The organism is Phocaeicola faecicola (assembly GCF_013618865.1).
Lineage (GTDB): Bacteria > Bacteroidota > Bacteroidia > Bacteroidales > Bacteroidaceae > Phocaeicola > Phocaeicola faecicola.
Genome location: NZ_JABSOE010000093.1, coordinates 1 through 11,303 on the forward strand (window position 1 = coordinate 1; position 11,303 = coordinate 11,303).

At 43.2% G+C, this 11,303-nt stretch carries 7 protein-coding genes; 6 read left to right on the plus strand and 1 reads right to left on the minus strand.

Annotated features, from left to right (window positions below; translation table 11 throughout):
* Positions 1 to 64 precede the first annotated feature (64 nt).
* From H3001_RS17620 to H3001_RS17645, 6 genes are all read left to right on the plus strand, one after another.
* Complete coding sequence (locus H3001_RS17620) at positions 65 to 2,383, plus strand: hybrid sensor histidine kinase/response regulator (protein WP_004291467.1); 2,319 nt, start codon at positions 65 to 67, stop codon at positions 2,381 to 2,383.
* On the plus strand, positions 2,376 to 3,698 hold the full coding sequence (locus H3001_RS17625) for a sigma-54-dependent transcriptional regulator (protein ID WP_004291471.1): 1,323 nt from the start codon (positions 2,376 to 2,378) through the stop codon (positions 3,696 to 3,698). Before H3001_RS17620 ends, H3001_RS17625 begins: the two co-directional genes overlap by 8 nt.
* A 279-nt stretch (positions 3,699 to 3,977) precedes the next feature.
* Complete coding sequence (locus H3001_RS17630) at positions 3,978 to 4,400, plus strand: dihydrofolate reductase family protein (protein WP_004291474.1); 423 nt, start codon at positions 3,978 to 3,980, stop codon at positions 4,398 to 4,400.
* Positions 4,401 to 4,638: 238 nt separating this feature from the next.
* Positions 4,639 to 5,244 (plus strand): RteC domain-containing protein, encoded by a 606-nt coding sequence (locus H3001_RS17635; protein WP_004304269.1) that lies wholly within the window; start codon positions 4,639 to 4,641, stop codon positions 5,242 to 5,244.
* Positions 5,245 to 5,545: 301 nt separating this feature from the next.
* Positions 5,546 to 6,676, plus strand: coding sequence for an ATP-binding protein (locus H3001_RS17640; RefSeq protein WP_004291480.1), 1,131 nt, complete (start codon positions 5,546 to 5,548; stop codon positions 6,674 to 6,676).
* A 16-nt stretch (positions 6,677 to 6,692) separates the two neighbouring features.
* Positions 6,693 to 9,947, plus strand: coding sequence for a P-loop NTPase fold protein (locus tag H3001_RS17645; protein WP_004291481.1), 3,255 nt, complete (start codon positions 6,693 to 6,695; stop codon positions 9,945 to 9,947).
* A 131-nt stretch (positions 9,948 to 10,078) separates the two neighbouring features.
* Here H3001_RS17645 and H3001_RS17650 read toward each other — a convergent pair.
* Positions 10,079 to 11,303: TraM recognition domain-containing protein (locus H3001_RS17650; protein WP_237473533.1), on the minus strand; the 1,225-nt coding region annotated here is incomplete at its 5' end.

An 11,303-nucleotide genomic window follows, 5' to 3' on the forward strand; every position in this document is an offset into this window, starting at 1 on the left:
ATATCCGCATGAACGAAAAAGATAAACTTTTATTCATGTTCCAAAAATCAATGTCATTAAAATAATGGAGCGGTCAGGAAATTTCTATAAGGCAATACGGTTGGGATATATACTTATCTCCATTCTTATCGGATGTATGGCATATAATAGCCTCTATGAATGGCAGGAGATAGAAGCATTAGAACTTGGCAATAAAAAAATAGACGAGCTCCGAAAAGAAATAAACAATATCAATATTCAAATGATAAAATTTTCTCTATTGGGTGAAACAATACTGGAATGGAACGATAAAGATATCGAGCATTACCATGCACGGCGTATGGCAATGGACAGTATGCTCTGCCGTTTCAAGGCCACCTATCCAGCAGAGCGCATCGATAGTGTGCGCAGTCTTTTAGAGGATAAGGAACGACAGATGTTCCAGATAGTCCGGTTAATGGATGAACAACAATCTATTAACAAGAAGATAGCCAATCAAATTCCGGTTATTGTACAGAAAAGTGTGCAGGAACAGTCCAAAAAGCCAAAACGAAAAGGTTTCTTAGGCATATTCGGCAAAAAAAAGGAAGTAACTCCAGCAGTATCAACCACTATCCTTCATTCGGTCAATAGAAACGTAATCAGCGAACAGAAAGTGCAGGATCGCCAATTGTCGGAACAAGCCGACAGCCTTGCAGCTCGTAATGCAGAACTTAACAGACAACTGCAAGAATTGATTTGCCAAATAGAAGAAAAGGTACAAACCGAACTGCAAAGCCGGGAAAACGAAATAGTTGCCATGCGTGAAAAGTCATTTATGCAAGTAGGCGGTTTAATGGGATTCGTTCTTCTATTGTTGTTAATTTCCTACATCATCATACATCGTGATGCAAAAAGCATTAAACAATACAAGCACAAGACAACTGATTTGATAAGGCAACTGGAACAATCCGTACAACGGAACGAGGCACTGATAACGTCAAGGAAGAAGGCGGTACATACTATCACCCATGAACTGCGCACACCGCTGACAGCAATAACAGGCTATGCCGGACTGATACGGAAAGAACAGTGTGAGGATAAGTCCGGGCAGTATATCCAAAACATACTGCAATCCTCCGACCGTATGCGGGATATGCTTAACACTTTGCTTGACTTCTTCCGCCTGGACAACGGCAAGGAACAGCCCCGTCTGTCACCCTGCCGGATTTCAGCAATCACGCACACACTTGAAACGGAGTTCATGCCTGTTGCCGTGAACAAAGGGCTGTCCTTGTCCGTGAAGACTGGACACGATGCCATTGTATTGACCGACAAAGAGCGAATAATACAAATCGGGAATAACCTGCTGTCAAACGCTGTCAAGTTCACAGAAGAAGGCGGTGTTTCTTTGATTACTGAATATGATAATGGAGTTCTGACACTGGTCGTTGAAGATACAGGTACAGGCATGACAGAAGAGGAACAGAAACAAGCGTTCGGTGCGTTTGAACGTCTATCAAATGCCGCCGCAAAGGAGGGTTTCGGGCTTGGGCTTGCCATAATGCGTAATATTGTGTCGATGCTTGGCGGAACAATCCGTTTAGACAGCAAGAAAGGGAAAGGCAGTCGTTTCACAGTTGAAATTTCTATGCAGGAAGCTGAAGAACAGCTTGGATATACAAGCAATACACCTGTTTATCATAACAATAAATTCCATGATGTTGTCGCCATTGACAATGATGAGGTATTACTTCTGATGCTGAAAGAGATGTATTCCCAAGAAGGAATACACTGCGACACTTGCACCGATGCTGCGGCACTGATGGAAATGATACGCCAGAAAGAATACAGCCTGTTGCTGACAGACTTGAATATGCCCGATATAAACGGTTTCGAATTGCTGGAACTGTTGCGTTCGTCCAACGTGGGCAATTCACCAACAATCCCGGTGGTTGTGGCAACCGCTTCGGGCAGTTGTAACAAAGGGGAACTATTGGCAAAAGGCTTTGCCGGATGCCTGTTCAAACCGTTCTCCATATCGGAACTGATGGAGGTTTCCGACAGGTGTGCCATAAAAGCGACACCGGACGGGAAACCGGACTTTTCCGCCTTATTGTCCTATGGCAATGAAGCCGTCATGCTGGAAAAGTTGATAACTGAAACAGAAAAGGAAATGCAGGCGGTACGGGATGCAGCAAAAGAAAAAGACCTGCAAAAGCTGGATTCCCTGATCCACCACCTGCGCAGTTCGTGGGAGGTGCTCCGTGCCGACCAACCGCTGAATGTACTTTACGGATTGCTTCGTGGCGATGCTCTCCCGGATGGTGAAGCGTTAAGCCATGCCGTGACTGCCGTGCTGGATAAGGGAGTGGAAATAATACGGTTGGCAGAAGAGGAAAGGAGAAAATACGAAGATGAATAAGACAAAAATAATTGTGGTGGAAGACAACATCGTGTATTGCGAATATGTCTGCAATATGCTGTCACGGGAGGGCTACCGCAATATGAAGGCTTACCACCTCTCAACCGCGAAGAAACATCTGCAACAGGCAACAGATAATGATATCGTGGTTGCCGACCTGCGTCTGCCTGACGGCAGTGGCATAGACCTTTTGTGCTGGATGCGAAAGGAGGGAAAGATGCAGCCCTTCATCATTATGACCGACTACGCCGAAGTTAATACCGCCGTGGAAAGCATGAAACTCGGCTCGATAGACTATATTCCCAAACAGCTTGTGGAGGATAAACTTGTCCCCCTGATCCGTTCCATACTGAAAGAACGTCAGGCAGGACAACGCCGTATGCCTATATTCGCCCGTGAAGGTTCCGCCTTTCAGAAAATCATGCACCGCATAAGGCTGGTAGCCGCCACCGATATGAGCGTGATGATATTTGGTGAGAACGGCACGGGCAAGGAGCATATTGCCCACCTGTTGCATGACAAGAGCAAACGTGCAGGCAAGCCATTTGTGGCGGTGGACTGCGGTTCACTCTCCAAAGAGCTTGCACCGTCGGCTTTCTTCGGACACGTCAAAGGTGCATTTACAGGTGCGGACAATGCCAAGAAAGGATATTTCCATGAGGCGGAAGGCGGCACGTTGTTTCTGGACGAGGTAGGAAACCTCGCGTTGGAAACCCAACAGATGTTGCTCCGTGCCATACAGGAGAGGCGGTATCGCCCGGTCGGAGACAAGGCAGACCGGAATTTCAATGTCCGCATCATCGCTGCTACCAATGAAGATTTGGAGGTATCGGTGAATGAAAAGCGTTTTCGGCAGGATCTTCTGTACCGCCTGCACGACTTCGGGATAACCGTTCCTCCGTTGCGTGACTGTCAAGAAGACATTATGCCGCTGGCAGAGTTCTTCCGTGATATGGCAAACAGAGAGCTGGAGTGTAGCGTGAGCGGGTTCAGTTCCGAAGCACGTAAAGCGTTGCTGACACACGCATGGCCGGGCAACGTGCGGGAACTTCGGCAGAAAGTTATGGGTGCTGTATTGCAGGCGCAGGAAGGTGTTGTCATGAAAGAGCATCTGGAACTTGCCGTGACGAAACCGACCTCTACTGTCAGCTTCGCCTTGCGCAATGACGCGGAGGATAAGGAGCGGATATTGCGTGCGTTGAAACAGGCAAACGGCAACCGGAGTGTCGCCGCAGAACTGCTCGGCATAGGCAGGACAACACTATACAGCAAACTTGAAGAGTATGGACTTAAATATAAATTCAAGCAATCATAGCCCGTAATTCACTGAATTTGGCTATCTTTGCATAACATTTGAGAAAAACGGCGATTGGCAGGAGCTTTTCGCCGCCAACATATAGGATAAGACCGCAAGGCGTTTCAAGCGAAAATCTGGTAAATTGGAACTACGGAGACGATTGCGTGATGCTTATGCTATGCTTACGCATAGCGTGCATTCACGTACTCTCCGTAAAGGCTTTACCAGAGCCATCGCTTGAAGGTAGTGTGAATTGCACGCTACTTTTTTACCCTTGCCTAACGAAAGGAAACGATTATGGGTAAAGTTCAGATTCTCGCCGTACTGACGATGGACGGATGTCTTTCTTCAGAGTTATATGATAAAGCACATCAGGATTTGTGCCTTGACCGTTGCGGTCTTGATGAAATCAGGAAGAAAGCCTTTTACCGTGTGACACCGGACTATTCCATTTCAATGCTGCACGAATGGAGAAAAGACTGCACAAACATCCGTTACCTCGCGGAAGCCACACCGGACACGGCAGACTATATAAACGGACTGCTGCGGATGCACGCTGTGGATGAAATCATACTATACACCGTTCCTTTCATATCCGGAAGCGGACGACATTTTTTTAAGTCGGCTCTGCCAGAGCAACACTGGACGCTTTCCTCTTTGAAAAGCTATCCCAACGGTGTATGTCGCATTATCTATATCCTTGATAAAAAAGCAAGATAGCCAAAATGTGCGGCAAGCATACATTTCTATTTTCAGGAATAGAATAAATGTTCCGATTACAAACAATTTAAGTCGGAGATAATTTGTCCTTGTGAAAAAATACTGAATTTTATACCTCTGAAATCCAGCACTTTGTAAAATTGAGTGTTGGATTTTTTATTTTCTGCCGCGTTTTTTGCCAATTATATTCATGTGCGCACGCAGAAAACAAAGTGTAATTTTCAAAATTGACAGAACCATGAATTATTTCTTGCTGGCGGAAACCGACTTTTTCCGCCTGATAAACGAAGCCGGCGACTGCAATATGGAAACGGCATACACGGCTTTCGCCACCCAAGTGATCGAACTGTGCAACGGCGGCATGGACATGAACCTTACCGTCATCGCGCTTGCCTACATCGAAATCGAGTTGCAGCACCATCCCGTACGTAATCTGTCAGAAGAAAAAAGAGAGATTGCCGCCTACGTCAGCAAGGCTCTGTCTTTCGTAAGAAAGATGCAGAAATTCCTTGCCACGCCCCAAGTGCCACCACTAATATCCGCCAACAACGCAACAGAAACCACCGCCAGCCTTCTTCAATGGACGGGCAATGCCATCGACCTCGTGGAACTTATCTACGGCATAGACGTGATGGGCTGCATCAACAACGGCAATATGCCGCTCAAACAGCTCGCCCCACTTCTCTATAAGATATTCGGGGTTGATTCTAAAGACTGCTACCGCTTCTACACTGATATCAAACGCCGGAAGAACGAAAGCCGCACCTATTTCATTGACAGGATGCAGGAAAAACTGAACGAGAGAATGTTGCGTGATGAGGAGTTGGAGCGGATGAGAAAATAAAAAAATATCCATTACATATGAGAAGACAGGAATACTCGTATCCTGTCTTTTTATTTTCATTTAATTATATATTAATTAGCACAATATATGTGAGTTTTTCATTCCTATAAGGACAAATTTCAGAAACGTATGTCTGGTAAATTATTGAGTCATCATAGTATGAACATATATCATTACTAAAAACAATGAAACAACTTCCATAAGATTGTGGTTGTAAAAATCGCCATTTAATAGCCCGTTTTTTTTGTAAAATTCGCCAATTAAAAAAATATGATTATCTTTGCATTATATTTTATAAGGTATGGAAACAGTAAATAGAATACTTCAAGAGAAGATTACAGCACGAATCGCGCCCAATAAAGCAGTACTGATTTTTGGTGCTCGCCGTGTTGGTAAAACGGTAATGATGCGTAAAATTGTGGACAACTATTCAGGTAGGACGATGATGCTCAACGGCGAAGACTACGACACATTAGCACTATTGGAGAATCGCTCAATAGCCAATTATCGGCATTTATTGGATGGTATTGATTTGCTGGCTATTGATGAGGCACAGAACATACCACAAATCGGTAGTATTCTGAAGTTGATAGTTGATGAAATACCGGGAATAAGTGTCTTGGCAAGTGGTTCTTCGTCATTCGATTTGCTGAATAAGACTGGTGAACCGTTGGTCGGCCGCAGTACGCAATTTCTCCTTACACCATTCTCGCAACGGGAAATCGCACAGACGGAAACGGCACTTGAAACCCGCCAGAACCTCGAAGCGCGCTTGATTTACGGTTCCTATCCCGAAGTAGTAATGATGGAGAACTATGAACGTAAAACAGACTACCTACGTGATATTGTCGGTGCATACCTGCTTAAAGATATCTTAGCAATTGACGGCTTAAAAAATTCGAGCAAGATGCGCGATCTACTGCGATTGATAGCTTTTCAGTTGGGCAGCGAAGTTTCTTACGAAGAGTTAGGTAAACAACTCGGCATGAGCAAGACGACCGTTGAAAAATACCTCGACCTATTGGAAAAGGTCTTCGTTATCTATCGTCTGGGGGCTTATTCGCGTAACCTACGCAAGGAGGTTACAAAAGCTGGCAAGTGGTACTTCTACGACAACGGCATTCGCAATGCCATTATCGGGGCTTTCTCACCGCTGGCCATTCGGCAGGATGTCGGTGCGCTGTGGGAGAACTACATCATCGGAGAGCGGCGCAAAGCGAACTTCAATGAGGGACTGCACAGGGAGTTCTATTTCTGGCGCACCTACGACAAACAGGAAATCGACCTGATTGAGGAGAGTGCCGACAGTCTTACCGCCTTGGAGTTCAAGTGGGGAAATAAAATGCCGGCCGCACCGAAAGCCTTCCAAGAAGCCTATCCCTATGCCGAGTTTCATGTGGTAAATCGGGAGAATTATTTGGAGTTCGTATAATCAATAAATTACGTATATGGAAACAAAACTACAATCCAAACAGCAATATCCGCGGTTTATCCAAAATAAACCGTGTGGTATTGACAAATTCGATGGAGGTTCGCAAGAAAGGTTGGCAAAAACTATTGCTCGCCATTTTTGTCAGAATGATTCATTGGATGAGGAATGTACTTTACCTCGAATTATCGGCATCGAAGGTATTTGGGGATCTGGAAAATCCAACGTGGTTAAAATGTTGGAACGTGAATTATCAGACGACTATTACTTTTTTGAGTATGACGCATGGGGACATCAAGAGGACTTGCAACGCCGCTCTATATTGGAATTGCTTACAAGCAAACTTATTGATGATGGTATCCTATCTGGAAATGCAACAATAAAAGTCAAAGGTGGAGGTACGAAAACCGTATCATGGTCTGAAAAGCTGAAATATTTATTAGCCCGTAAAACGGAGACCGTAACCGAAAAATATCCCCTTATCAGTAATGGTATGGTTGCGGCATTTTTGGTTGCAGTTTTAACTCCGATATTTACATTTATTGCGTATGCAGTAAAACCTACACCCACAACATGGTGGTTTTCTTTATTGTCTATTATCATAGCTGCACTGCCAGTTCTTATTGCATTGTGCGTTTGGAAATGGGCATATAGCAAAGATCATAAATATGGATGGAGTTATATGTTAGCTATTTATCAAGATAAAGTCGAAAAGGACGTTTGCTATGAGACTTTGAGCGAAGACGAACCAACGGTTTACGAGTTCAAAACATGGATGCAAGACATTTCTGATTTTATCAAGGAAAAAGGACAACGTAAATTAGTCCTTGTTTTTGACAACATGGATCGTCTCCCCGCTGAAAAAGTAAAAGAATTATGGTCTTCTATCCATACGTTCTTCGCCGATAGCGGTTTTGAAAATGTTTGGGCTGTTATTCCTTTCGATGAAACACATTTAGCTTGTGCATTCGGAGATGAGACCGACGAACAAACGAAACAACTGACCAAGTATTTTATCAATAAAACTTTCCCTATTGTTTATCGTGTTGCTCCTCCTGTTATTACCGACTATCGAAGTATATTCAACAAACTGTTTGTTGAAGCATTTGGAGAAACAGAAAATGAAGCGAAAGAAACTATAAATCGGATATTCAGATTGGTAAATCCTAATGCCAATGTTAGGGAAATTATATCATATATCAATGAGATGGTCGCTCTTAAACAAGAGTGGTGTAACGAAATTTTGATGATAAACATAGCATTGTTCTGTTTGAAGAAGACGGATATTCTGGCAAATCCAGTAGAACAAATATTGTCCGGCGACTATCTGAATGGCATTCAAACAATAATTAACAATGATCTGCAAACACAACGCGAAATTGCAGCTTTGGTATATGGTGTCGATGTTGAAGATGCTCGACAAATTCCATTGAAAAAATATATTGAAGGCTGCATCAACGGAGAAGAAGACCACGACATAAATCAATATGCAGAGACTAATAAACAATTTGACACTGTATTAGAAGAAGTTATACAATGTATGGACAATGCGCTTATCGATAAGATTATACATTGTTTGCATAAATTAACTCGAAAGAGCGATGTTATTCTGCGTGTATGGCAAAGAATAGCACAATTGAAATTAAAAGAATCCATAGAGAAGCAGGTGTTCCCTGTCGAATACCAAGAACTGCTGTTGCATTTAGACACGGAAAGCCAAAACCATGTGATTGCTCAATTATATAAGAAGATAGTTCGGTTCAATGACTTCAATGGCGGCGACTATTTCAAAACGTTAGATGCAATAGACAGGTTTATTGCGCAAAATAAGTTGGCGTGCGATTTTACGTCATTGATTGAAGCAAAAACAGTCAAGCCAAATACATTTATCGATTATATTCAAGCTGCAAATGCAACAGATGCTGCCTATCGGGATAACGCGACAACTAAAGCATATAAATATTATCAAGTAGCAACAAATTCGGAGGCGCTCGATAATTATTTGGCAAACTTACTACCCGATAATTTCGACCATGCAGATATTGTAAAAACGTTAAAAGATAATTCTACCTATACGTTTCCAACGCTTTTGCAAGCGATCACGAATTGCATTGATGAACAGAATGTAAATAAAGATAATATAGGGGCTATATTTACAACCTATCGTTTATTGGCATCTGACGAAGAAAGACCTTTACCTGTAACGTTAGATTCAACCTACATAAATCAGTTGCATTCTGAATTAGAAACTGATGGCCGAAACATTAAAGAGTCTGGATATTACGATTTAGTCGCCATGCAATTGGCACATGGTCATTCCGTTTCCTTAATAGAGGGTGGAGATATAAAATATGTTGCAGAACTCATGGACTATTATGTGGATCATGGAGACTTATTAGTAAATAGTGTGGGATGGAATATACCGCTATTAAATGAAACACTACAATACATGGTAAATCATAAACTTGGCTATAAATTATTGCTCTCAGACATATTGCCCCAATTTGAAGATATTAAGAACAGAATAGGTGTAACGGATGAGGTATTTATCGAGCATTTAGCAGAGTGGAATACCGATTTGGATAAGTATATCACTAAGAACAATATTAAAGATGTAATTCCTGACGCATCTTTTTACGATTTGACCACTAAAATAAGCAATGTCCTGACCGATCATATCAATAAAATAGCGTTCGAAGCGTTGTCTGAAATAAGTGTTGATACATTATACGCCCAAAGAACAGCACATACATCATATTATTGGTTTGTCGCAATAAAACATTTACTGGCTAAAATCAAATCCTTGCCAGATAACTTGACTGAATTTGGCAAAAAGATTCTGATGGATATTGCTTCTGGAACTCAAAGTTTGAATCCTTTCCCTAATTGTTTCAAGAATATAGTTGAAAGATTGGATAAACGAAAAATTAAATCGACAGTTACCGATATAAGAAATGATTTCTGCATCGGTAAAAAGACTATCAATGCAATAAAGTTTCAATTTTTCGAAACATGGCTTAGATCGCATGGTAATTTGAAAAGTCAAGCTGGAGACGTTATTGATAAAATAGTGAAACCTGTAATTTCCGATGGGGCATGCCGTTCATTGATTCTGCAAAACAAAGATTTTTATATGGATTTAATAAATACAGCAGGGGATGATGCTTATGAATTGAAAAAGAGTCTCCGAAACCTCATACAAAAAGATTCAGATCCGCAATTGGTTAAATTTGTCAATTCGATAGATTCAGTACCTGAGGTTGAAACCGCGTAAGTATTTGTCTAACAAGTCCGAATTTTACGATTTTACCCGTCAGAACTGAAGTGCCCCCCAAAAAAATTGTATCCAACTTTTGGGGGTCACTTCAAACTTCGATAGGGATAATTTTCAATTTTGGGGACTTGTTAGACAGTCTCATTATCTGGTAGCAGTTTACACAGCACCGGATCGTTTTTGATACGCTCCAGTTCCTCCTGCACAATCTGCTTCACCTCTTCCTTGATGCGCCGGTAGTTCGCCTGCACCGTTTCCTTCATGCGGTCGTTGCCGTCCTCGTCCGTGAAGTTTGTAATGACGGGAATTTTCTTGTAGGCACTTTCTTCCCGTTTCACCTTTTCGGCATCCACCACAATCTCGCAATGAAAAATCTTCTGCTCGATACGCTCGTTGAAGTTGTCGGATACAGAACCGACAAACATTCCCTGCGTAAGCCCGGAAATCTTACTCGGTGGAATGAGCGCGTCCATCTGCGTGTTGATGGAGGTGGAAACATCCTGCCGGTTGATGGAGATGGACTGCCGTTTCTGCAACACCTTACCGAACCGCTCGGAGAGCGTCTTGGCTGTTTCCCCCACCACCTGACCGGAGAAAATATTGCCGACAGTGTTCATCACCACTTTCGCCTCTTTGTCCCCGTAGTCACGCACTAACTGGCTGAAATCCTGAAAGCCCAGACACACGGCAACCTTGTTGCTTCGGGCGGTAGCTATAAGATTGTCCAACCCTTTGAAGTATATTGTGGGCAACTCGTCGATGATGACCGATGACTTCAGCATCCCCTTCTTGTTGATGAGCTTCACGATACGGGAATTATACAGACCGAGTGCCGCACCGTAGATATTCTGACGGTCGGGATTGTTACCCACGCAGAGGATTTTCGGCTCTTCGGGATTGTTGATGTCCAGCGTAAACTCGCTGTCTGACATCACCCAGTAGAGCTGCGGTGAAATCATCCTCGAAAGCGGGATTTTTGCCGACGCTATCTGACCCATGAGCTGCTCCGCAGCCCCTCCAAGCCACGCATCCATGAACGGCGAAAGGTAGTTCTCCAGCTCCGGATAAGAGGTCAGTATCGGAAATATATCCTCGTAACGGCGGTTCAGAAACTCGATAGCATGGGGAAACGTGCAAAACTTCCCGTTCTGATAGATTTTGAGATACCAGATAATACTGGCAAACAGAATGATAGGTGACTCCACGAAGAAGTCGCCCTGCTTTTGCACATCGGGTAAGTCAAGGGCATTACTGCCCCCTTCTCCCCTAAGAACCGTACGTGAGAGTTTCCCCTCATACGGCTCAAGCAACTCAATATTTCTATTTGTTGTTAGAAATCGGCTCATACTTTCAACA

Bases quoted from the DNA above. Each gene is read 5' to 3' on its own strand.
- H3001_RS17620 (WP_004291467.1), top strand. From the start codon at position 65: ATGGAGCGGTCAGGAAATTTCTATAAGGCAATACGGTTGGGATATATA.
- H3001_RS17625 (WP_004291471.1), top strand. From the start codon at position 2,376: ATGAATAAGACAAAAATAATTGTGGTGGAAGACAACATCGTGTATTGC.
- H3001_RS17630 (WP_004291474.1), top strand. From the start codon at position 3,978: ATGGGTAAAGTTCAGATTCTCGCCGTACTGACGATGGACGGATGTCTT.
- H3001_RS17635 (WP_004304269.1), top strand. From the start codon at position 4,639: ATGAATTATTTCTTGCTGGCGGAAACCGACTTTTTCCGCCTGATAAAC.
- H3001_RS17640 (WP_004291480.1), top strand. From the start codon at position 5,546: ATGGAAACAGTAAATAGAATACTTCAAGAGAAGATTACAGCACGAATC.
- H3001_RS17645 (WP_004291481.1), top strand. From the start codon at position 6,693: ATGGAAACAAAACTACAATCCAAACAGCAATATCCGCGGTTTATCCAA.